Genomic DNA, 25572 nt, shown 5'->3' with positions numbered 1-25572 from the left:
GGCCGTGGTTGTTACACTCGCGGGATCGAGTGGCGAGGGGTGTGCGTGGCTTCCAACGAATTGCCGGATTGGATCGAGGTGGCCCAGGTCGCCGACCGTATGCAGCTGGCCAGCACGCCGGCGGAATTGCATGGCGCACTGTGCGGCTGGCTTTCGGGCGGTGGTGCCGATGCCACCGGCTGGCCGGCGCTGGTGCTGGCCGATCCCGGCCTGCCGGCACCCAAGGCCGGCGATGCGCTCGACCGCTTGCGGTGTGCCAGTGCGGCCCAATTGGCGGACCCGGGGTTCGGCTTCGAGTTGCTGCTGCCCGAAGACGCCGGCACCAAGCCGCGCGCGGAAGCCCTGTTTGCCTGGTGCCGCGCTTTCCTTGGCGGGTTCGGGTTGGCGGTGGGGCAGCGGCCGTTGTCCGAAGAAGGGCAGGAGGCCTTGGGCGATCTGGCCAACCTGGCCGGCGCGCAACTGGATACCGAAGAGGACGACGACGAGGAGTCGTTGGCCGAAATCGAGGAATACCTGCGGATGGCGGTGCTGCTGCTGCACGCCGACTGCGTGCTGGGGGCACGGCAGCGCCAGCGGCTGCACTGACCGGCCATGCCCGCACTTGCTTCCGGCGAACGCAAGGCTCTGGCGCGTCGCCGCCGCCAGTTGATGCAGGCGGCCGGTGATGGCGCCATCCTGATCCTGCCGGCGGCCCCCGTGCGCGTGCGCAGCCACGACACCCATTACCCGTACCGCCAGGATTCCGATGTCCTGTATCTCACCGGCTGCGAAGAGCCTGACGCAGTGTTGGTGCTGGTGCCGGGGCGCAAGCACGGCGAGGCGATCCTGTTCTGCCGCGAGCGCGACCCCGAGCGCGAGGGCTGGGACGGCCCGCGGCTTGGCACGCAAGGTGCGATCGACGTGCTGGGGCTGGACGATGCCTATCCCATCGACGACATCGACGACATCCTGCCCGGCTTGCTGGAAGGGCGGCGGCAAGTGCATTACCACCTCGGCCGCGATGCCGAGTTCGACCTCAAGCTGATCGGCTGGATCAACCGCGTGCGCGCGCAGGCGCGCCATGGCGCGCAGCCGCCGCAGGAGTTCCTCGAGCTGGGGCATCTGCTCGACGAAATGCGGCTGTTCAAGACCGCGGATGAAATCAGGCACCTGCAGCGCGCCGCCGACATCAGCGTCGAAGCGCACCGCGCGGCGATGCGGGCGGTGCGCCCGGGCATGCATGAATATGCATTGCAGGCGGAGCTGGAATACGTGTTTCGCAGGCACGGTGCGCAGCCGGCCTATGCCAGCATCGTGGGGGGCGGCGTCAATGCCTGCGTGCTGCACTACATCGAAAACGACGCGCCGTTGCGCGCCGGCGAGTTGGTGTTGATCGATGCCGGCGCCGAATATCGCGGCTATGCGGCCGACATCACCCGCAGTTTTCCGGTCGATGGGCACTTCAACAAGGCGCAGCGGGCGCTGCACGACCTGGTCTGCGCCGCACAGGCCGCCGCCTTGGCGCAGGCGCGGCCGGGGCTGCCTTACGAGGCGGGCCATGATGCGGCGGTGGCCACGCTGGTGGACGGCTTGCTGTCGCTGGGGATTTTGCGCGGGGACGCGCAGGCGCTGATCGCCGGCGGCGCGCACAAGCGTTATACCCGCCACAAGACCGGGCACTGGCTGGGGCTGGACGTGCACGATGTCGGCGAGTACCGCATCGACGGGGCCTCGCGGCTGTTGGAGCCGGGGATGGTGTTCACCCTCGAGCCCGGCCTCTACATCCCCGCCGACGACGCTTCGGTGGCGTCGAAGTGGCGCGGCATCGGCATCCGCATCGAAGACGACGTGCTCATCACCCGCGACGGCCACCGCGTGCTGACCGGCGCGCTGGAACGCAGCGCGGACGAGGTCGAGGGGTTGATGGCCGGCTGAGTGGGCGCAACGGCGTCGCTCCCTCCCTTGCGCAACAGGGAGGGAAGCGGCGGAGGGGCTGTTGCCCGGGTTTACCCTGCAAACGCCTCGCGGGTCAGGTTGATCGGTTCGGCGTCGGTGCACACCACGTCGTCCTCGATGCGGATGCCGCCGTAGGGCTTGAACGCCTCCACGCGGTCCCAATCCACCGCATCGCCCTGGCCCTTCGCTTTCAGTTCGTCCAGCAGCATGTCGATGAAGTAGATCCCCGGCTCGATGGTCACCACCATGCCGGGTTCCAGCGTGCGTGTCAGGCGCAGATAAGGGTGGCCATCGGGCTTGGCGATGCTGCCGCCGGCGTCGGTGGCGGCGAAGCCGGCCACGTCGTGCACCTGCAGGCCGATGCCGTGGCCGATGCCGTGCGGGAAGAATGCGCTGGAGACGCCGCTGGCAAGGGCGGCCTCCGGCGTGACCTTGAGCACGCCGAACTCGCGCAGCACGCCGGACAGCAGCAGGTGCGCCTGCAGATGGATCCGCGCGTAGTCGGTGCCGGCCCGCACCAGGTCGCACAGCGCGAGCTGCGCGGCGTCGACGGCGCGGATCATCGCTGCGAACTCATCGTCCTGCGCCGAATAGGTGCGGGTGATGTCGCTGGCGTAGCCGCCGAAGCTGGCACCGGCGTCGATCAGGAAGCTGCGCGAGGGCTTCGGCGGCAGGCGGTCGCGGTCGGTGTAGTGCAGCACCGCACCGTGTTCGTTCAAGGCGACGATGTTGCCGTAGGGCAGGTCATTGGCATCTTGTCCGGCGGCCTGGCAATAGGCCAGGTGGATGCCGAATTCGCTGGCACCGGCGCGGAAGGCGCGTTCGGCGGCGCGGTGCGCGCGCGCGCCGATGCGGTTGGCCTGCCGCATCAGCTCGATTTCATAGGGCGTCTTGAACGCGCGGTGGTAGTCCAGGTATTGCAGCGCCGGCTCGGGATTGTTCGGCAGGTAGCCACCCAGCGCGCTTTGCGGTTCGCCGAGGATCGCGCAGCCCGCCATGCCGGGCAGGTGGCGCACGGCTTCATCGGCGGTGCGGATCACTTCGATGTCGACATGCTCCACCCAGTAGTCGGCGGGCGTTGCCGGCACCACGTGCCAATAGTCGTGCGGTTGCAGGAACAGCAGCTTCGGCCGCTGGCCCGGGGTGATGAGCAGCCAGCTGCCCGGCGCGCGGGTCAGTGGCAGCCAGGCCTTGAAGTGCGGGTTCACCGCATAGGGGTAGTCGCGATCATCGAAGGCCTGGTAGTGCAGGGTGCCCGAGGGAATCAGCAGGTGGTCGTGGCCGCTGCGGCGCAGGGCTTCGGCGGCGCGCGCCAGCAGGGTTTCGAGGTGTCGGGGGTACAGCGATGCGGTCAGGGCGTTGGACATGGCGCTGGCGACAGGTAGGGGGATGTTGCCGATTGTGGCCCAGGGCGATGCCGGTTGCAGGTGCCGTTGGGCAGGGTCAGGCGTCCGGCTGTTCGGCCCAGTTGCGCAGGCGACGGGTGGCCTCGGGCGACAGCCCAAGGAAGCGCAGGCCCACCCAGGATTGCCCGGGCGCGCCGGCCTTGTCTTGCCACAGCACGTGCGCGCCCACTTCCAGCGGTTGCGCGCCGGGCAGGCCGTCGGGCAGTTGGAAGCGGAACTGGAACAGGGCGTTGTCGGGCAGGTTGCGATTAGCGATCAGCAGCATGCCGCCCACCGAGACATTGCCCACGTAACCCACGGCTTCCTCGAGGATGCTGTCGACGACCTCCACCATGCCGGGAACCGCGCGCCGCGGCTGGCGACGGGATTCAATCCCCATGATCGTCCTCCTGCGCGTCGAAGGCGTCTGCCGGGGTGATGTGTTGCAGGTTGTCCAGGGTGGCGTCCCATGCGTCATCCGCCGGGGTGGTGTCCTGCGCCAGCAGGCGCAGGCCGCCGGTGGTCAGCAACCGGGTCAAGGCATCAAGATCCTCGCTGCCCACCCGCAACCCGCGCCGGTTCACCAGCAATACCTGCGGGGTGTGCCGGCTCACCCAGGCCAGGCGGCGGCGCAGGGGGTGGCTGCCGGCATCGTCCAGTTCCACCCAGACCGGCAGCTTGAGGGTGCGCAGTTCTTCCCCGGCCAGCCGTTCTTCCGGACTCAGGGGGGTGAACGCATCGGTGTCGGTGACGCCGCTGCCTTCTCCCAGGCGGGCACGGGCACGCAGTTGCACCAGCAGTTCGGTGCGCGAAGCCATGTCGCCCTGGCCGCTGGGGCCATTGGTCAGTTGCCGCGCGATCGCGCCGGCATCGTCGGCGTGGTAGCCCACCTGTTCCAGCGCGCCGCGCACCTGCTCGAAGAACGCCATGTCGGCGATGTCCGGCGAATCGCTGGTGCAGGCGTCGAGGATGCGTCGGGTGGCGTCCAGCAATTGTTGCCAGCCGTCGGAGTGTTCGCCGCCGCGCAGATGGGTGAGCGACAGCACGTCCATCCAGGCATGTTCCACCAGGATCGCATGGAACCGCGGCAGGCTGCGGCCCTGCAACAGCCCGTCGACTTTGGCGCGCGCCTGCTGCCGGGCCACCGCCAGTTTCTCGCGCCCGCGGGCGGCTTCCACCTGCCGGCGTTCGGCCATTTCGGCCTTGCGGGCCAACGCCTGCAGACCCGATTGCAGGGTCTGGTTGGCCTCGACGAAGGTGTCCAGTGCGCCGTCGCTGTCTTGCTGCACCGACGTCACCGCGCGCTGCAGCAACCCCAGCCATTGGTTGTCGAGGTCGTCTTCGGCCAGCCATTGCGCGCCCGCCAGCGAGACCGCCCCCAGCAACTGCCGCGCCGGGTGGCTGGCATCGGTGAAAAAGCGTTGGTCGCGCAGCGCCAGCTGCGCCAGCGGCAGGCGCAGGCGCTCCACCAGCACTTGCCCCGGGCTGGATTTGCGCAGGACGCGCTGCAATTGGGCGAAAAACAGGGTCAGCAGGTCGAAGCTGTCGTTGTCGATGTCGGACAGCGCCACGCCGTGGCCATGCAGTTGCCGGGCCTGGGCCAGCAGGATCTGCCGGTAATCGCCCAGGGTATTGGCCTTGGTGGCGTTGTTGCGCATGCGCTGCAACGCATCCAGCACCTCGTTGTGTTGCAGGGGCTCGCGCACGCGTGCGTCGCTGTCGCCCGGGCGCAGTTTCGCCAGCAGTACCCGGCGGCGCTGCAACAGCGTTTGCAGGGCGGCAAACCCCGGCACCGCCGGCTTGGTCTTGGGCAACAGTTGCTTCAGCGTCTGCCCGAACGCCCGGGCGATGCCGCCACCTGCCTCGCCGCCGCCCGCGGGCGCAGCGCCGGCGGTGGGCGTGTGCGCGGCGGCATGGCCGGAAGTCTGCCCGGTGCCATGGCTTGGGGCCTGGCCTGCAGGCGTGGCCGGTGCGCCGCTGCCGGTGTTCTCCTCGGCGGCCTGGCGGGCAAGGATGGCTGCCGGGGCTGCCGATCCGGGGCGCACGCGCACGGGCACGTAGCTCAGGTACGGCAGGATGCCGTCTTCGGCCAGGCGCATGTTCAGGGTGTCGAGCAGCGGCGGATAAAATTCCGCCATGGCCCGCTCGAACTGCTGGAACAGCTGCATCCGCGCATAGCGCGACAACTGCATGCCATCGGCAGCGTCCGCCAGCGCATTGCAAAGCGCAAGCGGGCCCAGCGGCAGGGTTTCGCTCTCGAAGGCCGGGGCGCCGGCCAGCACGCCGAAGCGTTGCCCCAGCAGCTGCAACCCGAGACTGTTGCGGGATTCCACCCGGTTGGCGATGTTCGCCAGCGTGGCCTCGTCGCTGACCACGTCGTCGTCCAGCAGGCTCAGGGTCAGCACCGGCGGTGCGTCCGGGGCGTCGTGCTTGCGCCGTGCCGTTTGCAGGTTGGCCAGCGAGGCTTCAAGGCCGGCCATGAAGCGCCGGGTGAAGGCCTGCCCGCCACCGCCGAGGCTGCGCATCGAGGCCAGCCGGTCGTTTTCCAGCTTGGCGTCGCTGCTGGGGGTGGCGCGGGCCAGTGCCAGTTCGGTTTCCTGCAGCAGTTGCGGGATCTGCTGGCCCATCTCGGCATGGAGATCCACCAGCAGGCGCTCCAGCGCATGCCGCGCACGCCGGGGCAGCGAGGTGTCCGCCAGCGTTTGCGTCTTGCTGCCTGCCGTGTGGAACATCGATGCCACCGTGGTATGCGCCCCCCGACGCAGCCAAGAACTACCGCATGGTAAGCGGGAACCGCCGGGGCCTCAATCCATCTCGTGACGGACGGCGGGATTGGTTCAGGTGGAAGGTTGCCGACGGGAACCTTTCAGTCCAGGAACAGCCCGATCACGTCATTGGTGAAGCGCCGGCCCAGTTCGGTGGGGCGCAGCCAGCCGGGGGTGTCTTCCAGCCAGCCGCGCTGCCGCGCCTGCGCCAGCGGGGTGGCGATGGCCTCCACCGCAAGCCCGGTGCGGGCTTCGAACAGCGCCAGCGGCACGCCTTCGTTCAGGCGCAGGGCATTGAGCATGAAGTCGAAGGGCAGCCGGTTGGCCGCCAGATACTCATCGCCGCCGATGGCCTCGGGCGTGCCGGCCTTCTCGATGTAGCGATCCGGGTGCCGCAGCTTCCAGCGCCGCAGCACCTGCTGCTGCGCGCCCAGCGTGAGCTTGCCGTGGGCACCGGCACCAATGCCGAGGTAGTCGCCGAACTTCCAGTAGTTGAGGTTGTGCCGGCATTGTCGGCCCTCGCGGGCGTAGGCGCTGACTTCGTACTGGGCGAATCCGGCAGTCGCCAGCTGCGCCTGGCAGGCTTCCTGCATGTCCCAGGCGGCGTCGATGTCCGGCAGCCCCTCCGGCGGACGCGCGGCGAAGCGGGTATTGGGCTCCAACGTCAGCTGGTAATGGCTGAGATGGGTGGGGGCCAGCGCGATGGCGCGGGCAACGTCATCCTGTGCCATCGCCAGCGTCTGCTGCGGCAGCGCGTACATCAAATCCAGGTTGAAGTTGTCGAAGCCGGCATCCTGCGCGAACTTCACCGCGCGCGTGGCGTCCTGGCTGGAATGGATGCGGCCGAGCCGTTGCAGGCAGCCGTCGTCGAAGCTCTGCACGCCGAAGCTGAGCCGGTTGACCCCGGCGGCGCGGTAGCCGGGGAACGGCCCGTGTTCCACCGTGCCGGGGTTGGTTTCCAGGGTGATTTCGGCATCCGGCGCGATGCGCAGCCGCGCGCTGGCCTGCTGCAGGAAGCGGTCGATGGCATCCGGCGGGAACAGCGACGGGGTGCCGCCGCCGAAGAACACGCTGTGAACGACGCGACCCCAGACCAGCGGCAGGTCGGCATCCAGGTCTTTCAGCAGCGCATCGACATAGGCATCGAACGAGGCGTCGTCGCGCAGTTGGTGCGAATTGAAATCGCAATACGGGCATTTGCGCACGCACCAGGGCAGGTGGACGTAAAGAGCGAGGGGTGGGGTGGCGAGCATCGGCTTTTGATCGTCATTCCCGCGCAGGCGGGAATCCAAGGGCGTTACCGCATTGAACAACAAGGTCCATGGATTCCCGCCTGCGCGGGAATGACGGAATCAGGGGGATCACAATTTCGCGCGCAGTGTTGCCAGCGCCAGCCCGCGGTGGCTGTCGCGGTTCTTCACCGCAGGTGCCAGCTCCGCCGCGCTGCAGCCGTGCGCTGGCGAGAAGAACACCGGGTCGTAGCCGAAGCCGCCGCTGCCGCTGCGCGCAGGCAGGATGCGGCCTTCCCACCGGCCTTCGGCGACCAGCGGCAGCGGGTCGTCGGCATGCTGCACCAGTGCCAGCACGCAGACGAAGCGCGCGCTGCGGTTTTCGTCAGGCACGCCGTCGAGTTCGCGCAGCAGCTTGTCGATGTTTGCTTCGCTGTCGCCGTGGCGGCCGGCATAGCGGGCGGAATACAGGCCGGGCGCGCCATGCAGCGCATCGACGCACAGCCCGGAGTCGTCGCCCAGCGCCGCAAGCCCGGTGGCGCGGGCGGCGTGGCGGGCCTTGAGGATGGCGTTCTCGAAGAAGGACAGGCCGGCTTCCTCGGCATCGGCCACGCCGAATTCGGACTGCGCGTGCAGCTCGAAGCCTGCACCGAGCAATTCGCGCAGCTCGGCCAGCTTGCCGGCGTTGCCGCTGGCGAGAACCAGCTTCATCGGGCGGCCGGCTTCACGCCAGCCCCAGCGCCGCGCGTTGCGCGGCGAACAGTTCGGCACAGCCCTTCTCGGCCAGCGCCAGCAGCGCGTCCAGCTCGTCGCGGCGGAATGCATGGCCCTCGGCGGTGCCCTGCAATTCGATGAAGCCGCCGCCGTCGTTCATCACCACGTTCATGTCGGTGTCGCAGGCGCTGTCTTCGGCATAGTCCAGGTCCAGCACCGGCACGCCCTGGTAAAGGCCCACCGATACCGCCGCCACGGCACCCACGATCGGCACGCGGCCATTGGCCGGCAGCTTGAGTTCGCGGCGGTCGATCAGCCCCTGCACCGCATCCGCCAGTGCCACGTAGGCACCGGTGATGGCGGCGGTGCGGGTGCCGCCGTCGGCCTGCAACACGTCGCAGTCCAGGGTGATGGTGCGCTCGCCCAGCAGCGCGCGGTCCACGCAGGCGCGCAGGCTGCGGCCGATCAGGCGCTGGATTTCCAGCGTGCGCCCACCTTGCTTGCCGCGCGCAGCCTCGCGGTCGCTGCGGGTGTGGGTGGCGCGCGGCAGCATGCCGTATTCGGCGGTGATCCAGCCTTCACCCTTGCCGCGCAGGAAACCCGGCACCTTGTTTTCGATGCTGGCGGTGCACAGCACGCGGGTGTCGCCGAAGCTCACCAGCACCGAGCCTTCGGCGTGCCGGGTGAAGCCGCGCTGGATGGAAACGACGCGCAGCTGGTCCGCGCTGCGACCGCTGGGACGGGCAAAGGCCATGGTGAAAACCGGAAATCGATGGGGCGCTAGATTACCATTCGCACTTTGCAGGCACTGGAATTCCGCATGATCCGCAGCATGACCGCCTTCGCCGCCGGCGAGCGCAGCACCGAATGGGGCGTGCTTTCCGGCGAACTTCGCGCGGTGAATCACCGTTTCCTGGAACTGGGCCTGCGCCTTCCCGACGAGCTGCGCGCATTCGAGGCCGCGCTGCGTGAGCGCGTGTCCGCGCGCGTATCGCGTGGCAAGCTCGACCTGGTGCTGCGCCTGCGCACGACCGTTGCCGGCGATGCGCTGCAAGTGGACGAGGCGCTGGTGGGCAGGCTTGCGGCGCTGGCGCAGCGGCTGGACGCCGGCTTTCCCAGCCTGCAGGTGCAGTTCACCGAGCTGCTGCAGTTCCCCGGCGTGCTGCAATCGCGCGGACTCGACGCGGACGCGCTGCAGCGCGAGGCGCTGGTGGTGGTGGACGCGGTGCTGGATGACTTCATCGCCGCGCGTGAGCGCGAGGGCGGCAAGCTGGCGCAGGTGATCGGCGAGCGCGCCGAGGCCATCGCCGGGATCGCCGCCGAGGTGCGCACGCTGGTGCCGCTGATCCGCGCCGGCCAGCGCGCCAAGCTGGAAGCGCGGCTGGCCGACCTGGCGCAGCCGGCGGACCCCGGCCGCCTGGAGCAGGAACTGGTGATCTGGCTGCAGAAGCTCGACGTGGACGAGGAGCTGGACCGCCTCGACAGCCACCTGGTCGAACTGCGCCGCATCCTCAAGGGCGGCAAGGAACCGGTGGGCCGACGCCTCGATTTCCTGCTGCAGGAATTCAACCGCGAGGCCAACACCCTGGGCAGCAAGTCGGTGGATGCGCGCACCAGCAATGCGGCGGTGGAGTTGAAGGTGTTGATCGACCAGATCCGCGAGCAGATCCAGAACATCGAATGAGCGCGAAGACCGGGCATCCTGCCGCGGCTTCGCGTCGCGGCCCGAAAAGCGCGGTTTTCGGGCCGCTGCGCCGACGCTTCGCGCCGACGTCGGCATATCCCCGTGCCGAATCCTTGAACAGGTGGGCCTGAGCATGCGCGGAACCCTCTACATCGTCGCCGCGCCGTCGGGCGCCGGCAAGTCCAGCATCGTCAACGCCGTGCTGGCACGTGATCCGGGCATCCGTCTGTCGATCTCGTTCACCTCGCGCGCACCGCGTCCGGGCGAGCGCCACGCCGAGCATTACAACTTCGTCAGTGCGGCCGAGTTCGAGGCGATGGTGGCTGCCGGCGATTTCTTCGAACACGCGCGCGTGCACGGCGACTGGAAAGGCACCGCCCGGCAGTCGGTGGAGCCGCACCTGGCGCAGGGGCGCGATGTATTGCTGGAGATCGACTGGCAGGGCGCGCGGCAGGTGCGGGCGATGATCCCGGATGCGGTCAGCGTGTTCATCCTGCCGCCCTCGCGCGCCGCGCTGGAAGAGCGCATGCGCAAGCGCGGGCAGGATTCCGAAGCGGTGATCCAGCAGCGGCTGGCCGCCGCGCACGAGGAAATGAGCCATTACGGCGAGTTCGACTACGTGATCGTCAACGAGGTGTTCGAGGTCGCGGTGGCCGAGATGTGCAGCATCTTCACCGCCAGCCGGCTGCGCAAGGACGCCCAGGTGGCACGGCATGCGACGCTGCTGGGAGAGCTGCTGGGAACGCCGTGAGCGGGGCGGGATGGCTAAGTTTCTGATTTGCAAGGCATCTGCTTGCGGTGCGCTGACATTTTGATTAGACTTCGCGGTTCCTTGAACCATCGCGCGGCCGTGGCCGCAGGACAGACATGGCCCGTATTACCGTCGAAGACTGCCTGCAGGTGGTCGACAACCGCTTCGAACTCGTGATGATGGCGGCCAAGCGTGCGCGCCAGCTGGCTGGCGGCGTGGAGCCGAAGCTGGACAACAGCGAGGCCCACGACAAGCCCACCGTGCTGGCACTGCGCGAGATCGCGGCCCGCGCCATCGACACCGATTTCATCGATGCGGTGGAAAAGGCCGAACGCGAACGCAAGGAGCGCGAGGCACTGGAGTGGGCGGCTGCCGAAGTGGTGGCCGGCGACGACGACATGAAAGGCGACGACTGATCCTGCCTGGCGTGCATGTCGGCACGAGCATCGAACAACGGCCCTGCGGGGCCGTTTTCCGTTTGCGGCCATGCCACGGCAAAGGTTAGGCTCGACGCATGACGCCCGGCGATCCTGCAACTGCCCCCCCGCCTGCCCCCGCATCCGTTGCGGATGCGGTGCCGGACTATGTGCAGGCGCTGGAACGGGCGGCGTTTTACCTGTCCCCGGAGCAGAAGGCGCTGTTGCGCCGTGCATGGTCGGTGGGTGCGGCCGCGCACGCGGGGCAGACCCGCAAGTCCGGTGAGCCCTACATCACCCACCCGGTGGCGGTGGCGCAGGTGCTGGCCGAGCAGGGGCTGGACGTGGAAACGCTGGTGGCGGCGATCCTGCACGACACCATCGAGGACACCCCGCTGACTCGTGTCGACGTGGCGGCGCAGTTCGGCGAGACCGTGGCCGAATTGGTGGATGGCGTCACCAAGCTGGAAAAGGTGAGTTTCGCCGATCGCCAGGAGGCGGCGGCCGAGAGCTTCCGCAAGATGCTGCTGGCGATGTCGCGCGACCTGCGCGTGATCCTGATCAAGCTGGCCGACCGCCTGCACAACATGCGCACGCTGGGGGCGAAGTCGGCGGAGTCGCGACGCCGGATCGCGGTGGAGACGCTGGACATCTACGCGCCCATCGCGCAGCGGCTGGGCATGAACCTGATCAAGGCCGAATTGCAGGATCTCGGCTTCAAGGCATTGCATCCGTGGCGGCACGCGGTGATCGCCAAGCGCATTCGCAGCGCCCCGCTGGTGCGGCGCGAGGCGTTGGCGCAGATCGAGGCGCGGTTGGCGCAGCGGCTGGCGCTGGAAAAACTCGAGCATCGCCTGGTGGGCCGCATCAAGACGCCGTGGAGCGTCTACACCAAGATGCACGCGCAGGGGCGCAGCTTCACCCAGGTGATGGACGTGTTCGGCTTCCGGGTGGTGGTGGATTCGGTGGCCGACTGCTACCACGCGCTGGGTGTGGTGCACGCCGTCTACAAGCCGCTGGACGGGCGCTTCCGCGACTTCATCGCCATCCCCAAGGCCAACGGCTACCAGTCGCTGCACACGGTGCTGTTCGGTCCTTACGGGTCGCCCATCGAGGTGCAGATCCGCACCCGCGAGATGGATTTGATCGCCGAGCGCGGCGTGGCCGCGCACTGGGCCTACAAGATCGGCGCGGAAGGTGGCGGCAACAGCGCGCAGGGGCGGGCGGCGGCGTGGATTGCCAACCTGGTGGAAAGCCAGCGGGGCACCGGTTCGTCGCTGGAGTTCCTGGAAAACGTCAAGGTCGATTTGTTCCCGGACGAGGTCTACCTGTTCTCGCCGAAGGGCGACATCCTGTCGTTGCCGCGCAATGCCACCGCGCTGGATTTCGCCTACGCGGTGCATACCGACGTCGGCAACCATGCGGTGACCGCGCGCGTGGACAAGCGGCTGGCGCCGTTGCGCACCAAGCTGGTCAGCGGGCAGACGGTGCAGATCATCACCGCCAAGGCGGCGGTGCCGTCCACCCAGTGGCTGGAATTCGTGGTGACCAGCAAGGCGCGCACCGCGATCCGCCAGCAGCTCAAGCAGCTGGAGCACGAGGACGCGGTGCAGCTGGGGCATTACATGCTGGATCGCGCGCTGGGCGCGCAGGGCACCGCGCTGGACCGCATCCCGATGCAGCGCGTGGAGGCGTTCCTGGCCGACAACCGCTACCCGCGGCTGGAATCGATGCTGGCCGACATCGCGCTGGGCAATCGCATGCCCTCGCAGGTGGCGCTGGCGTTGGCGCAGCAGCACAGCAACGGGCAACCGGCGGCCGGCGCGCCGCAGGAGCGCATCCTCATCACCGGCAGCGAGCGCGGCGTGATCAGTTTCGCGCAGTGCTGCCTGCCGATCCCGCGCGACGAGATCATGGGCTACCACACCGCCGGCAAGGGGATCGTCGTGCACCGGATGGGATGCCCGAACGTGTCCGAATACCGCAAGTCGCCGGAGCGCTGGGTGGCGATCGGCTGGGACCGCGAGGTTTCCGGCGATTTCAGCGTGGCGATCCGGATCGAGGCGGAGAACCGCCCGGGGGTGCTGGCGCAGATCGCCGCCGCCATCGCCAACGCGGAGTCCAACATCGATCGCGTGGAGTACCTGGAGCGCGACAGCAACATCGCGGTACTGCGGTTTGCCATCGATGTCACCGACGACCGCCACCTGGCCGAAGTGATTCGCGGCGTGCGCCGCCTGCAAGTGGTGCAGGACGTGCAGCGCTGCTGAGCGTGGCGGGTTGCCTCCGTACCGTGCTGGTGGAGCAGGCTCCGCCCTACAATGAGGCGTTTCCCAACTCACCGAGAGGAGTCGCCATGCCCCGCACCGCCATCCATACCGATGCCGCCCCGGCCGCCATCGGCCCGTATTCGCAGGCCACCCGTGCCGGCAACATGGTGTTCTTCAGTGGCCAGATCCCGCTGGACCCGGCCACCGGCAACCTGGTCGAAGGCGGGATCGAGGCGCAGGCGCGGCGTGCCTTCGACAACCTGAAGGCGGTGTGCGTTGCCGCCGGCGGCACGCTGGATGATGTCGTCCGCGTCGGCCTGTACCTCACCGACCTGTCGCAGTTCGGCGCAGTCAACGCGGTGATGGGCGAGTACTTCAGCCAGCCGTATCCGGCCCGTTCCACCATCGAGGTCACGGCCCTGCCCAAGGGTGCCGCGTTCGAGGTGGATGCGCTGATGGTGCTCGGATAAGGGCGTCGCGCCGTTCCGATGCCGGCCGCCCGTTTCCAAGCCATCGCGGGTGCGGATGCCCCGCTTTCCAGTCTGGCCGGCGTGGGCCCCGCGCTGCGCGAAAAGCTGGCCGCGCGCGGGTTGGTGACGGTGCAGGATCTGTGGCTGCATCTGCCGCGTGGCTATGAGGACCGTACCCGGCTGACGCCGATCCATGCGTTGCAGGCCGGCGTGGCGGCGCAGGTGGAAGGGCGGGTGGAGGCGGTGGAACGCAGCTTCCGCTATCGGCCGATGCTGCGGGTGGCAATCGCCGATGCTGCGCGCGGCACGCTGGTGCTGCGATTTTTCCATTTCCGCGCGTCGCAGGTGGCGCAGTTCGCGCCGGGCACGCGCATCCGCGCCTACGGCACCCCGCGTCCGGGCCAGCATGGGCTGGAGATCGTGCACCCGGCCTATCGCGTGCTGGGCGAAGGCGAGCATGCGCTGGGTGAGGCGCTGGATCCGGTGTATCCGGAGATCGAGGGCGTGGGCCCGGCCAGTGTGCGCAAGTGGGTGGTGCAGGCCTTGCAACACCTGCCTGCTGCCGAAGCTCTGGAGTTGCTGCCGCCGGATTGGCTGCGACAGTGCGGTTTGCCTTCGCTGCGCGAGGCCATCGTGACCCTGCATGCGCCGCCCGCCGATGCCGACGTGGCGGCACTGCAAGGTGGCTTGCACCCGGCGCAGCGGCGCTTGGCGCTGGAAGAATTGTTGGCCCACCAACTGGGCCTGCGACGGCAACGGCTGGCGCTGCAAGCCGAGGGTGCGCGTGCGTTGCGTGGCGATGAGCGGCTGGTGGCGCAATTGCAAGCCGCCTTGCCGTTCGCGCTGACCGGGGCGCAGGCGCGCGTGTATGCGCAATTGCGCGAGGACCTGCGCCAGCCGCGGCCGATGCTGCGGCTGGTGCAAGGTGATGTCGGCAGCGGCAAGACCGTGGTCGCGGCGATGGCGGCGTTGCTGGCGGTGGCCGATGGCCGCCAGGCGGCACTGATGGCCCCCACCGAATTGCTGGCCGAACAGCACTTCCACAATCTGCGCGGCTGGCTGGACAGCATCGGCGTGCGGGTGGGCTGGCTGGCGGGGAAGGTGACCGGCAAGGCGCGGGCGCAGGTGCTGGAGGCGGTGGCCTCGGGTGCGGCGCAGGTGGTGGTGGGCACGCATGCGCTGATGCAGGAAGGTGTGGCCTTCCACGACCTGGCGCTGGCCGTCGTCGACGAACAACACCGCTTCGGCGTGCACCAGCGGCTGGCGCTGCGCGACAAGGGCCGCCAGGGCGTGCCGCACCAGCTGGTGATGACCGCCACCCCCATTCCGCGCACCTTGGCGATGAGTGCGTATGCCGATCTGGATGTCTCCGCGATCGATGAGCTGCCGCCGGGGCGCACCCCTGTCACCACCGTGGCCTTGGCCGCCGAGCGTCGCCCGGAGCTCATCGAACGCATCCGCCTGGCTTGCGCCGAAGGCCGGCAGGCGTATTGGGTCTGCACCCTGATCGATGACTCCGACGAGGTGCAGGCGCAGGCTGCGCAATCCACCTTCGAGGCCTTGCAGGCGGCATTGCCGGCGCTGCGGGTCGGGTTGGTGCATGGGCGGATGAAGCCGGCCGACAAGCAATCGGCGATGCTGGCATTCAAGGCGGGCGGCATCGATCTGCTGGTGGCCACCACCGTGATTGAAGTGGGCGTGGATGTGCCCAACGCCTCGCTGATGGTGATCGAAAACGCCGAGCGGCTGGGGCTGGCGCAATTGCACCAGTTGCGCGGGCGGGTGGGGCGCGGCAGCGCGGCGTCCAGTTGCGTGCTGCTGTTCCAGCAGCCGCTGTCGGCGATGGCACGGCAGCGCTTGGACACCCTGCGGCAGACCAACGACGGCTTTCTGATCGCCGAAAAAGACCTGCAACTGCGTGGCCCCGGTGAATTGCTGGGCACCCGCCAGACCGGCATTGCCGGCTTTCGCATTGCCGACCTGGCACGCGATGCCGATCTGCTGCCGCAGGTGCATGCACTGGCGGATCGCCTGCTGCACGAGACGCCGGACGTCGCCGGCGCGGTGGTTGCCCGCTGGGTGGGCGGCGCCGCGCGCTACGCCGCCGCCTGAGGCTTACGTGGTGCAGGCGGGCTGCGCGCCGCAGTAGATCCCGTGCAGGGTTTCGATGATGCGTTGCGCCGGGCCGTCGGCAAGCTGGTAGTAGATCGTCTGCGCTTCGCGCCGGGTGGTCACCAGCCCGTCGTTGCGCAGCACCGCCAGATGCTGCGACAGCGCCGACTGGCTCAGCGCCACCTTGGCATTGAGCTCGCCCACCGAACGCTCGCCGTCCACCAGCAGGCACAGCAGCATCAAACGCTTGTCGTTGGCCAGTGCGCGCAGCAGTTGCGCGGCATCGCCGGCGTGCAGGCGCATCGCTTCTGGGTCCATCGCGGGGGTTGGCTTGGCGGCAGGAGGGGGGGCGCGCATCGTTCGAGCGGGTTGCAGTTGGGGTATTGATTTTATATCAGTTGACACTAATATAAGCAACTGCTAATTTACGCATGTCGATTCGACAGACCGGGGGTGGACGATGGCCAGGATCGTGGTGATGGGTGCGGGGCTGGGCGGCATGAGTGCGGCCTACGAGCTGCGCGAAACGCTGGGCAAGGGGCATGACATCGTGCTGGTGGGCAACGGCGAGCGCTTCGGCTTCACGCCGTCCAACCCGTGGCTGGCGGTGGGCTGGCGCAAGCAGGAGGAGATCAGCCTGAACGTGGCCGAGCACGTCGCTCGCCACGGCATCCGCTTCGACGGCAGTGGCGTGGCGCAGATCGATGCCGCCGGCGATGCAGTTATCACCGGCAAGGGCGAGCGCATCGGCTACGACTACCTGCTGGTTTGCACCGGCCCGAAACTGGCCTTCGAGGAAGTGCCCGGCACCGGCCCGGACGCCGGCTTCACCCAGTCGGTCTGTACCACCCCGCACGCCGCGCATGCGTGGGAGGCCTACCAGGCCTTCCTGCAAAATCCCGGCCCGGTCGTGATCGGCGCGGTGCAGGGCGCTAGCTGCTTCGGCCCGGCCTACGAGTTCGCGATGATCGTCGACGCCGACCTGCGCAAGCGCAAGCTGCGCGACAAGGTGCCGATGACGTTCGTGAGCAGCGAGCCGTACATCGGCCACATGGGCCTGGGCGGCGTGGGCGATTCCAAGGGATTGATGGAATCGGAGATGCGCCAGCGCCACATCAAGTGGATCGAAAACGCCAAGGTGGCGGAGGTCCGCGAGGGCGAAATGACCGTGGTGCCGCACGACGACAAGGGCCAGCCGCTGGAGCCGCAGGTGGTGCCGTTCAAGTTCTCCATGCTGCTGCCGGCGTTCAAGGGCGTTGAGGCGGTGGCCGCGGTGGAGGGCCTGTGCAACCCGCGCGGCTTCGTCATCGTGGACAAGCACCAGCGCAGCCCGAAGTACCCGAAGATCTTCTCGGCCGGCGTGTGCGTGGCGATCCCGCCGGTGGAAGCGACCCCGGTGCCCACCGGTGCGCCCAAGACCGGCTTCATGATCGAGTCGATGGTCACCACCATCGTGCGCAACATCCAGGCCGAGCTGAAGGGCGAAACGCCCAACTTCGAGGGCACCTGGAACGCCGTGTGCCTGGCCGACATGGGCGACACCGGCGCGGCCTTCGTGGCGCTGCCGCAGATCCCGCCGCGCAACGTCACCTGGACCAAGATCGGCAAGTGGGTGCACCTGGCCAAGATCGGCTTCGAGAAGTACTTCCTCTACAAGATGCGCAACGGCACCAGCGAGCCGATCTACGAAAAGCACATCCTCGGCCTGCTCGGCATCGAGCGCCTGAAGGACGTGAAGCGTTCATCCTGATCCTGCATTCCACCAACACACACAACCCAAGGAGATTCCCATGACCCTCGATCGAGCCGTACAAGCCTTTGCCGGCGTGATGGTGCTGGTGAGCGTGGCCCTGACCCATTTCGTGCACCCCGCGTTCTTCTGGATGACCGTGTTCATCGGTGCCAACCTGTTCCAGTCCGCGTTCACCGGCTTCTGTCCCGCCGCGATGGTGATGAAGAAGCTCGGCATCGGCCGCGGTAATGGCACTACGTGCAGTCGTTGCTGACGTTGCTGCCGGAGGGTGAATACATGATGCGTACGATGCGGCCCCTGCTGTTGCCCGCCCTGCTGGCATTGGCTGCCTGCGGTGGCGAAAAACCGGCAGCCACGCCGGTGCTACCCGGCGATCTGGCCACCTTCACCGTGGCCGCCAGTGGCGCGTTGCCGGGGCGTGGCTGGGACGGCGTGGTCGAAGCGGTCCGCCGCGCCGACCTGGCCGCGCAGACGGCGGGCCGCGTGCAGGCCGTGCTGGTGGACGTGAACCAGCCGGTGCGCGCCGGCGACGTGCTGCTGCGGATCACCGCGGTGGAGCAGGACGCCGGCGCCGCCGCGGCCCGCGCGCAGCTGCGGGCGGCGGAGGCCGCCGCCGCGGAGGCCCAGCAGAACTACCGGCGCTATGCCGCCCTGGCCGATGCGCAATACGTGTCCAAGGCGCAGATCGACCAGGCCCGCGCCGCCCGCGATGCGGCGGTGGCCGCCCGCAACGCCGCCGCCGCGGTGGTCGCGCAGGCCGCCCAGCAGGCGGCCTACACCGTGGTGCGTGCGCCATACGACGGCGTGGTGGCGCGCCGCGACGTCGAGCCGGGCGAAACCGTCGCGCCGGGCATGCCGCTGGTCAGCGTGTATGCGCCGGACGCGCTGCGCATCGAAGTGGCCGTGCCGCAGAGCCGCGCCGAGGCGATCCGCCGCAATCCGGTGGCTACCGTGGTGTTGGCCAATGGTGAGCGCGTGGTGCCTGTGGACGTGGTGGTGTTCCCGGCGGCCGATCCGGTCAGCCACAGCGTCAACGTGCGGGTGACCCTGCCTGTGCGGGATCCGGCACCCGCCCCGGGCACCACCGCCAAGGTCGTGTTCGCCGCCGATGCCATCGACCCGGGCGAAGCCGCGGGCGGCGTGCGCATCCCCGCGGCCAGCGTCGCCCAGCGCGGCGAGCTGTCCGGCGCGTACGTGGTGCAGGACGGGCGCCTGCTGCTGCGCCAGCTGCGGCTCGGCGCGCGCAGCGGGGAGACCGTCGAGGTGATTTCGGGCCTGCGGGCCGGCGACGTGGTGGCGCGCGACCCGGTCGCCGCCGTCCAGGCACTGGCCGCGCAGCGCAAGGCGGCGGAGGCCGGTCGTGAATAAGGACGCGCGCATGGGGATCTCCGGCCGGTTGGCCGCGGCGTTCCAGAGCAACCCGCTGACGCCGATCCTGGCGGTGATGGGCCTGCTGCTGGGCCTGCTGGCGGTGATGATCACGCCGCGCGAGGAAGAGCCGCAGATCGACGTGACGATGGCCAACGTCATCGTTCCGTTCGACGGCGCCAGCAGCCGCGACGTCGAGCAGTGGGTCTCCACCCCGCTGGAGCAGAAGCTGTCCGAGGTCGAGGGCGTCAAGCACGTCTATTCGATCAGCCGGCCCGGCATGGCCGTGCTGACGGTGGAATTCGAAGTGGGCGTGCAACGCCAGCCGGCGCTGGTGCGCCTGTACAACCAGGTGTTCTCGAACGCCGATTTCCTGCCGGCCCGTGCCGGCGTCGGCCAGCCCATCGTCAAGCCCAAGGGGATTGATGATGTGCCGGTCATGGCATTGACCCTGTGGAGCGACGATCCGCAGATGGATGCCAGCCGGCTGGCCGAGGTGGCGCATACGCTGGAAGCCGAGCTCAAGCGCATCCCGGGCACCCGCGACATCACCACCATCGGCGCGCCGGACCGCAGCGTGCTGGTCACGCTGGATGCGGCCAAGCTGGCGGCCTACGGCATGGGGGCGAACGACCTCGCGCAGGCGCTGCAGGCGGCGAACTTGGTGCACCAGGCGGGCGAGCGCGTGGACGCGGCGCAGGGCGCGGTGCCGGTCACGGCGGGTGCGTACCTTGCGACCGCCGACGACGTGGCCAACCTCGTCATCGGCAGCCGCGACGGCAAGCCGCTGCTGCTGTCCGACGTGGCCACCATCGCGCCGCGCGGCGACATCGCCACCCGCTACGTTTGGCACGGCGCGCCCGCCGGGCGCGCGGGCCCGCAGGCCGGCACCACCCCGGCGGTCACCCTGGCCATCGCCAAGAAGCCGGGCAGCAACGCCAGCGACATCACCACCGCGATTGCCGGGCGCATCACCCAGCTGCAGGGCGAACTGATCCCCGCCGGGGTGCACGTCAGCGTGACCCGCGACTACGGCGCAACCGCCAGCGACAAGGCGCAGAAACTGATCCAGAAGCTGGTCTTCGCCACCGCCAGCGTGGTGCTGCTGGTGCTGTTCGCGCTGGGCTGGCGCGAGGCCATCGTGGTCGGCACCGCGGTCATCCTGACCCTGGCCGTGACCCTGTTCGCCTCCAAGGTGATGGGCTTCACCCTCAACCGCGTGTCCCTGTTTGCGCTGATCTTCTCGATCGGCATCCTGGTCGACGACGCCATCGTGGTGGTGGAGAACATCCACCGGCACATGGCGCGCGACGGCAAGTCGCTGCGCGAGGCGATCCCGCCCGCGGTGGACGAGGTCGGCGGCCCCACCATCCTGGCCACCTTCACGGTGATCGCGGCGCTGATGCCGATGGCGTTCGTGTCGGGCCTGATGGGCCCGTACATGCGGCCGATCCCGATCAACGCCTCGGTGGGCATGCTGCTGTCGCTGGCCATCGCGCTGGTCGTGACGCCGTGGCTGTCGCTGAAGCTGCTGTCCCGTCACGGGCATGCGGCCGCAGGCGAGCACGCCCACGAAGGCGCTCCCGATGAGAGCGGGCAGGCGGGCTGGCTGCACCGGCTGTTCGAGCGGGTGATGTCGCCGTTCCTGCGCGGCGCCGGCGCCGGCCGCAAGCGCACCCTGTTGTTCGCCTCGATGGCGGGGCTGGTGGTGCTGGCCGCGTCGCTGGCGGTGTTCAAGCTGGTGGTGCTGAAGATGCTGCCGCTGGACAACAAGTCCGAGGTGCAGGTGGTGGTGGACATGCCGGAGGGCAGCACGCTGGAGCAGACCAACGCGCTGCTGGCCGAGCTGGCCGCAAAACTCGACACCGTGCCGGAGGTGCTGGATTACCAGGCCTACGCCGGCACCGCCGCGCCGATCAACTTCAACGGGCTGGTGCGGCAGTACTTCCTGCGCAGCGGCAGCAATGTCGGCGACCTGCAGGTGAACCTGGTGGACAAGCACCACCGCAAGCGCCAGAGCCACGAGATCGCGCTGGCGATCCGGCCGATGCTGGCGCAGGTGGGCAAGCGGTACGGCGCCTCGGTGAAGGTGGTCGAAGTGCCGCCGGGTCCGCCGGTGCTCTCGCCGCTGGTGGCGGAGGTGTACGGGCCCGACTACGCCGGCCAGCGCAGGGTCGCGCTGGCGCTGGCGAAGGAGCGCTTCGCCGCTACCGAAGGCATCGTCGACGTCGACACCAGCGTGGAGGCCGCCGCGCCGCGCGAGCAGATCGTGGTGGATCGCGAGCGCGCCGCGCGCCTGGGCGTGCCGCAGTCGGCCATCGCCGACGCCATCGCCATGGGCGTGTCCGGGCTGGACGCCACCTACGTGCACGACGGCGCCTCGAAGTATCCGCGCCCGGTGCGCCTGCGCCTGCCGGCGCAGGACCAGGCCGCGCTGGCCTCGCTGCTGGCCCTGAAGGTGCGCGGTGCGCAGGGCCAGCTGGTGCCGCTCTCCGAGCTGGTGCGCGTGGAGAAAGCGACGTGGGACGGTGCCATCCACCACAAGGACGGCTTGCCCGTGGTCTACGTGACCGCGGACGAAGCCGGCAAGCTCGACAGCCCGCTGTACGGCATGTTCGGCATCGTCGGCCAGCTCGGCGACCACAAGGTCGCGGGCCAGACGCTGGCGCAGACGTTCATCACCCAGCCGGCCGATACCAGCGACTATGCGGTGAAGTGGGACGGCGAGTGGCAGATCACCTATGAAACCTTTCGCGACATGGGGATTGCCTATGCCGCCGGCATGGTGCTGATCTACCTGCTGGTGGTCGCGCAGTTCCGCAGCTACCTGGTGCCGCTGGTGATCATGGCGCCGATCCCGCTCACCGTGATCGGCGTGATGCCGGGCCACGCCCTGCTGGGCAAGCAGTTCACCGCCACCAGCATGATCGGCATGATCGCGCTGGCCGGGATCATCGTCCGCAATTCGATCCTGCTGGTGGACTTCATCAACCAGGAGACCGAACGCGGCGTGCCGCTGGTGGAGGCGGTGATCGATGCCTGCGCGGTGCGCGCCAAGCCCATCGTGCTGACCGGTGTGGCGGCGATGCTGGGCGCGTTCTTCATCCTGGACGATCCGATCTTCAACGGCCTGGCCATTTCGCTGATCTTCGGCATCCTGGTCAGCACCGTCCTCACGCTGGTGGTGATCCCGTTGCTGTATTACGTGTTGAAGCGGCGCGCGCTGCCCGCGCAGGAGGCGACATGACAACCGAATCGACGGCGCTGGTCGTTGCCTGCCCGCGCTGCAACGGGCTCAACCGGGTGCCGCAGGAGCGCATGGCGGAGGCACCGAAGTGCGGCAAATGCGGCGCTGCACTGTTCGCAGCGCATCCGCTGGCGCTGGACGATGCGGGCTTCCATGCGCATGTCGAGCGCGCCGACCTGCCGGTGCTGGTGGATTTCTGGGCGACGTGGTGCGGCCCGTGCCGGATGATGGCGCCGCAGTTCGAGGCCGCCGCCGCGCAATTGGAGCCGCAGGTGCGGCTGGCCAAACTCGATACCGAGGCGCAGCCGGCGCTGGGTGGGCGTTTCGGCATCCGCAGCATCCCCACGCTGGTCCTGTTCCGGCAGGGCCGCGAGCTTGCGCGCCAGTCGGGCGCGATGGGCACGGCCGATATCATCCGTTGGACCCGCCAGAACCTTTGATTGCAGGAGTGTTTCCGTGAGCCAGTCCTTTCCCGACCTGATCGATGACCTCAACGCAGCCATCGGCACGCTGCGCGAGGGGGCGCCGGACCCGATGCGGGGCTTTTCCGCATTGGCCCGCGAAGCGCTCAAGCCCGGTGCGCTGGACGTGAAGACCAAGGAGCTGATCGCGCTGGGAATCGGCATCGCGGTGCGCTGCGACGGCTGCATCGGCTTCCACGCCAAGGCCGCGATCAAGGCCGGTGCGACCCGTGAAGAGATCCTCGAGACCCTGTCGATGGCGATCTACATGGGCGCGGGCCCGTCGATGATCTACGCCGCCGAAGCGCTGCGCGCCTTCGACGAGCTGTCGCCGTCACGGGAGGCGCAGGCATGAGCCCCCGTCTGCGAATGGCGCTGCCCGTAGCGCTGCTGGTGGCCGCGTTGGCGACCGGCTGCGCGCATGCCCCGCCGGCGGCGACCTCGGTGGCGCTGCTCCAGCCGTTGCCGGGGCTGTACACCGCGGGCCAACCCGCGGTCGGCGATTGGCAGTCGATCAAGGCGCGCGGCGTGCGCACCGTGATCAACCTGCGCACGCGTGGGGAGCTCAAGGATCGCGACGAGGCGGCCGAAGTGCGCGCCGCGGGTCTGCGCTACATTGAACTCCCGGTCAGTGGCGCCAACGGCATCAATCCGGCCAATGCGCGCGCCCTGCATGCGGCGCTCGCGCCGGCCCATGGCGGCGGGGGGCTGGTGCATTGCGCCAGTGGCAACCGCGCCGGCACGCTGCTGGCTCTGGAACAGCGCGACTTCGACGGCGTCGCCGCGCCGCGCGCGCTGGAGATCGGCAAGTCGTCCGGCGTCACCGGGCTGGAAGGCAAGCTCCGGCAGGCGCTGGGGATCGCGGAGTAGGGGGCGAGATGGGCGCACGCATCACCGTTGTCGGCGCTGGCTTCGCCGGCCTGACCGCCCTGCGGACGCTGCGCAGGCACGCACCCGACGCCTCGCTGACGCTGGTTGCGCCGCGTGCTGAGCTGCACTACCTGCCGGGCACGATCTGGATTCCCTCGGGCCTGCGCAGCCGTGCCGACTTGGTGGTGCCACTGGACGACTTCCTGCGCCGTGAACGCATCAGCTTCCATCGTGCGCGCGCCACCGGGCTGTCGGCGGACGCGCGCGTGCTGCACACCGACGCCGGCGACGTCGCCAACGACGGCCTCGTCATCGCCAGCGGCGCGCGCTTCCTGCGCAAGCTGCCCGGCATCGAGCACGCCATCATTCCCTGCGCGGGCGTGGACGCCGGCGAGGCGATCCGCGACCGGCTGGCCGCGCTGGACGGCGGCACCCTCTGCTTCGGCTTCGGCAGCAACCCGAACGAACCCATCGCCATGCGCGGCGGCCCGATGTTCGAGTTCGCGTTCGGCATCGAGACCCTGCTGCGCAAGCAGCGCCGGCGCGACCGCTTCCGGCTGGTGTTCTTCAGCCCGTCGGAAAAGCCGGGCCAGCGGCTGGGCGACAAGGCCGTCGGCTTGATCCTGGGCGAGTTGCGCAAGCGCGGCATCGACACCGTGCTGGGCGAGAAACCGCAGCGCTTCGAGGCCGACGCGGTGCAGCTGGAGCGCACCCGCATCGACAGCGCCATGACCCTGTTCATGCCGGGGCTGACCGGGCAGGCGTGGCTGGACGACACCCCGCTGCCGCGCTCGCCGGGCGGTTTCGTGCAGGGCGATGCGCAGTGCCGCGTGCCCGGCTTCGACCGCACGTTCGTCGCCGGCGACGGCGGCAGCTTCCCCGGCCCGGACTGGCTGCCCAAGCAGGCGCACCAGGCCGACCTGCAGGCGGAGGTGGCCGCGCGCAACCTGCTGCGCACCCTGCGGGGAGAGCCGGTGGAGGAAGCGTTCGCCGCCGAGCTGGTCTGCATCGTGGATACGCTGGACCGCGGCCTGCTGGTCACCCGCAAGGCCGGCGGGTCACGCGCGTTGCCGCCGCTGCGGGCGATGCACTGGGCCAAGTCCGCGTTCGAGAAACGCTACCTGCGCCGCTATCGCTGACCGCTGGCTGCTTGCGGTCATAATGCGGCGATGACAACCGACCGCATTCCGCTTCTCATCGACACCGACCCCGGCGTGGACGACGCGCTGGCCCTGCTGATGGCCTTCGACGACATGCAGTCCGAAAGCGGGCGCCATCAGGTCGTCGGCCTGACCATCGCCGCCGGCAACGTCGGCCTGGACCACACCGTCGCCAACGCGCTGAAGCTGTGCGAGGTCTGCAGCGTGGACGTGCCGGTGTTTGCCGGCACCGATGCACCGCTGGTGTTCCCGGCCCGCGATGCCGCCTACGTGCACGGCCGCGACGGCTTCGGTGATACCGGCTACGCGCCGGCCGCCCGTGCTGCCGAAGCCGAGCACGCCGCGCTGGCCATCCTGCGGCTCTCGCATGAACACGCCGGCAAGCTGCTGCTGGTGGCGCTGGGCCCGCTGACCAACCTCGCGCTGGCGCTGAAGCTGGACCCCACCCTGCCGCAGCGCATCAAGCGGTGCGTGGTGATGGGGGCCGCCGTCACCGCGCACGGCAACATCACCCCGGCCGCCGAGTTCAACATCGCCTTCGACCCGGAGGCGGCGCACATCGTGTTTTCGGCCTTCCCGAAGATCGAGCTCGCCGACTGGGAGGCGGTGCTGGCGCATGGCTTCCTGCATGCGGATGCCGAACGCTGGCTGGCTGCGGATTCCGGCCGTGCCCGCTTCTATGCGGGCATCTCCGCCCATACCCGCGCCTGGGCCAGGACCGGCCGCGGGGCGCGTTGGCATGCCGCCGATGCGCTGGCAATGGCGCTGGCCCTGCAGCCGGAGGGGGCGCTGGAGTTGCTGGAGCGCCCTCTGGCAGTGGAGACCGGCGGCACCCATGCGCGTGGTGCCACCATCGTCGATTGGAATCGGCAGACCGGCGCGGCCGACAATGTGGCGATCCTGACGCACTACGAGCAGGTCCGGTTCGAGCGGATGATCGAGCACGCCCTGGCCTGACGCATTGCGCCGGCCACCGGGGTGG

24 protein-coding genes are annotated in these 25572 nt (G+C 69.1%); 17 read left to right on the top strand and 7 right to left on the bottom strand.

The window, feature by feature from the left end; genetic code table 11:
- Positions 1-45: 45 nt before the first annotated feature.
- Positions 46-585 (top strand): UPF0149 family protein, encoded by a 540-nt coding sequence (locus ACE3OK_RS08210; RefSeq protein WP_374249054.1) that lies wholly within the window; start codon positions 46-48, stop codon positions 583-585.
- A gap of 6 nt (positions 586-591) precedes the next feature.
- A complete protein-coding gene (locus ACE3OK_RS08205) occupies positions 592-1914 on the top strand; it encodes an aminopeptidase P N-terminal domain-containing protein (RefSeq protein WP_374249053.1) in 1323 nt (440 codons plus the stop codon).
- A gap of 71 nt (positions 1915-1985) precedes the next feature.
- Here ACE3OK_RS08205 and pepQ read toward each other — a convergent pair whose 3' ends face one another.
- From pepQ to rph, 6 genes are all read right to left on the bottom strand, one after another.
- Positions 1986-3302, bottom strand: a complete 1317-nt coding sequence (gene pepQ / locus ACE3OK_RS08200; protein ID WP_374249052.1) for a Xaa-Pro dipeptidase — start codon at positions 3300-3302, stop codon at positions 1986-1988.
- 76 nt (positions 3303-3378) lie between these two features.
- Positions 3379-3720: a PilZ domain-containing protein gene (locus tag ACE3OK_RS08195; protein ID WP_374249051.1), complete on the bottom strand. Its 342-nt coding sequence runs from the start codon at positions 3718-3720 to the stop codon at positions 3379-3381.
- The gene (locus ACE3OK_RS08190; protein WP_374249050.1) at positions 3710-6052 is read right to left on the bottom strand and encodes a DUF1631 family protein; all 2343 of its coding nucleotides are present in this window, start codon (positions 6050-6052) and stop codon (positions 3710-3712) included. Before ACE3OK_RS08190 ends, ACE3OK_RS08195 begins: the two co-directional genes overlap by 11 nt.
- A gap of 134 nt (positions 6053-6186) precedes the next feature.
- Positions 6187-7338: a radical SAM family heme chaperone HemW gene (gene hemW, locus ACE3OK_RS08185; RefSeq protein WP_374249049.1), complete on the bottom strand. Its 1152-nt coding sequence runs from the start codon at positions 7336-7338 to the stop codon at positions 6187-6189.
- A 108-nt stretch (positions 7339-7446) separates the two neighbouring features.
- Positions 7447-8025 (bottom strand): RdgB/HAM1 family non-canonical purine NTP pyrophosphatase, encoded by a 579-nt coding sequence (rdgB, locus tag ACE3OK_RS08180; protein ID WP_374249048.1) that lies wholly within the window; start codon positions 8023-8025, stop codon positions 7447-7449.
- A 13-nt stretch (positions 8026-8038) separates the two neighbouring features.
- Positions 8039-8782 (bottom strand): ribonuclease PH, encoded by a 744-nt coding sequence (rph, locus tag ACE3OK_RS08175; protein WP_374249047.1) that lies wholly within the window; start codon positions 8780-8782, stop codon positions 8039-8041.
- Between the two features lie 66 nt (positions 8783-8848).
- Between rph and ACE3OK_RS08170 the strand changes: the two genes are divergently transcribed.
- The 6 genes from ACE3OK_RS08170 (at position 8849) to recG (ending at position 15731) form a co-directional block, all read left to right on the top strand.
- On the top strand, positions 8849-9712 hold the full coding sequence (locus ACE3OK_RS08170) for a YicC/YloC family endoribonuclease (RefSeq protein ID WP_374249046.1): 864 nt from the start codon (positions 8849-8851) through the stop codon (positions 9710-9712).
- A gap of 133 nt (positions 9713-9845) precedes the next feature.
- A complete protein-coding gene (gene gmk / locus ACE3OK_RS08165; RefSeq protein ID WP_374249045.1) occupies positions 9846-10463 on the top strand; it encodes a guanylate kinase in 618 nt (205 codons plus the stop codon).
- Between the two features lie 116 nt (positions 10464-10579).
- The gene (gene rpoZ / locus ACE3OK_RS08160) at positions 10580-10879 is read left to right on the top strand and encodes a DNA-directed RNA polymerase subunit omega (protein ID WP_374249044.1); all 300 of its coding nucleotides are present in this window, start codon (positions 10580-10582) and stop codon (positions 10877-10879) included.
- Between the two features lie 98 nt (positions 10880-10977).
- Positions 10978-13149, top strand: a complete 2172-nt coding sequence (locus ACE3OK_RS08155; RefSeq protein ID WP_374249043.1) for a bifunctional (p)ppGpp synthetase/guanosine-3',5'-bis(diphosphate) 3'-pyrophosphohydrolase — start codon at positions 10978-10980, stop codon at positions 13147-13149.
- Positions 13150-13235: 86 nt separating this feature from the next.
- The gene (locus ACE3OK_RS08150; protein ID WP_374249042.1) at positions 13236-13619 is read left to right on the top strand and encodes a RidA family protein; all 384 of its coding nucleotides are present in this window, start codon (positions 13236-13238) and stop codon (positions 13617-13619) included.
- A gap of 18 nt (positions 13620-13637) precedes the next feature.
- Positions 13638-15731, top strand: a complete 2094-nt coding sequence (gene recG, locus ACE3OK_RS08145; protein WP_374249041.1) for an ATP-dependent DNA helicase RecG — start codon at positions 13638-13640, stop codon at positions 15729-15731.
- 3 nt (positions 15732-15734) lie between these two features.
- Here recG and ACE3OK_RS08140 read toward each other — a convergent pair whose 3' ends face one another.
- Positions 15735-16034 carry an ArsR/SmtB family transcription factor gene (locus tag ACE3OK_RS08140; protein WP_374249040.1) on the bottom strand — a complete coding sequence of 100 codons (300 nt, stop codon included), beginning with the start codon at positions 16032-16034 and terminating at the stop codon, positions 15735-15737.
- A 157-nt stretch (positions 16035-16191) separates the two neighbouring features.
- On the opposite strand from ACE3OK_RS08140, the gene ACE3OK_RS08135 reads away from it, so the two are divergent.
- From ACE3OK_RS08135 to ACE3OK_RS08095, 9 genes are read left to right on the top strand one after another with little or no spacing between them, the layout of a single operon-like run.
- Positions 16192-17481 carry an NAD(P)/FAD-dependent oxidoreductase gene (locus tag ACE3OK_RS08135; protein ID WP_374249039.1) on the top strand — a complete coding sequence of 430 codons (1290 nt, stop codon included), beginning with the start codon at positions 16192-16194 and terminating at the stop codon, positions 17479-17481.
- 40 nt (positions 17482-17521) lie between these two features.
- On the top strand, positions 17522-17737 hold the full coding sequence (locus ACE3OK_RS08130; protein WP_374249038.1) for a DUF2892 domain-containing protein: 216 nt from the start codon (positions 17522-17524) through the stop codon (positions 17735-17737).
- Between the two features lie 23 nt (positions 17738-17760).
- A complete protein-coding gene (locus ACE3OK_RS08125; RefSeq protein WP_374249037.1) occupies positions 17761-18852 on the top strand; it encodes an efflux RND transporter periplasmic adaptor subunit in 1092 nt (363 codons plus the stop codon).
- Positions 18853-18862: 10 nt separating this feature from the next.
- On the top strand, positions 18863-22099 hold the full coding sequence (locus ACE3OK_RS08120) for an efflux RND transporter permease subunit (protein ID WP_374249234.1): 3237 nt from the start codon (positions 18863-18865) through the stop codon (positions 22097-22099).
- A complete protein-coding gene (gene trxC, locus ACE3OK_RS08115) occupies positions 22096-22539 on the top strand; it encodes a thioredoxin TrxC (protein ID WP_374249036.1) in 444 nt (147 codons plus the stop codon). The genes ACE3OK_RS08120 and trxC overlap by 4 nt, the downstream gene beginning before the upstream one ends.
- Positions 22540-22555: 16 nt before the next feature.
- Positions 22556-22915, top strand: a complete 360-nt coding sequence (locus tag ACE3OK_RS08110) for a carboxymuconolactone decarboxylase family protein (protein ID WP_374249035.1) — start codon at positions 22556-22558, stop codon at positions 22913-22915.
- Entirely contained in the window at positions 22912-23430 is a 519-nt protein-coding gene (locus ACE3OK_RS08105; RefSeq protein WP_374249034.1) for a beta-lactamase hydrolase domain-containing protein, read from the top strand. Before ACE3OK_RS08110 ends, ACE3OK_RS08105 begins: the two co-directional genes overlap by 4 nt.
- Before the next feature lie 8 nt (positions 23431-23438).
- Positions 23439-24569: an NAD(P)/FAD-dependent oxidoreductase gene (locus tag ACE3OK_RS08100; RefSeq protein WP_374249033.1), complete on the top strand. Its 1131-nt coding sequence runs from the start codon at positions 23439-23441 to the stop codon at positions 24567-24569.
- Positions 24570-24599: 30 nt separating this feature from the next.
- On the top strand, positions 24600-25547 hold the full coding sequence (locus tag ACE3OK_RS08095; RefSeq protein WP_374249032.1) for a nucleoside hydrolase: 948 nt from the start codon (positions 24600-24602) through the stop codon (positions 25545-25547).
- The last annotated feature ends 25 nt before the right edge of the window (positions 25548-25572 follow it).

Origin of the sequence: Thermomonas sp. (assembly GCF_041905325.1) — a bacterium.
Classification (GTDB): domain Bacteria; phylum Pseudomonadota; class Gammaproteobacteria; order Xanthomonadales; family Xanthomonadaceae; genus Thermomonas.
This window is presented reverse-complemented; position numbering and strand designations above follow the sequence as displayed.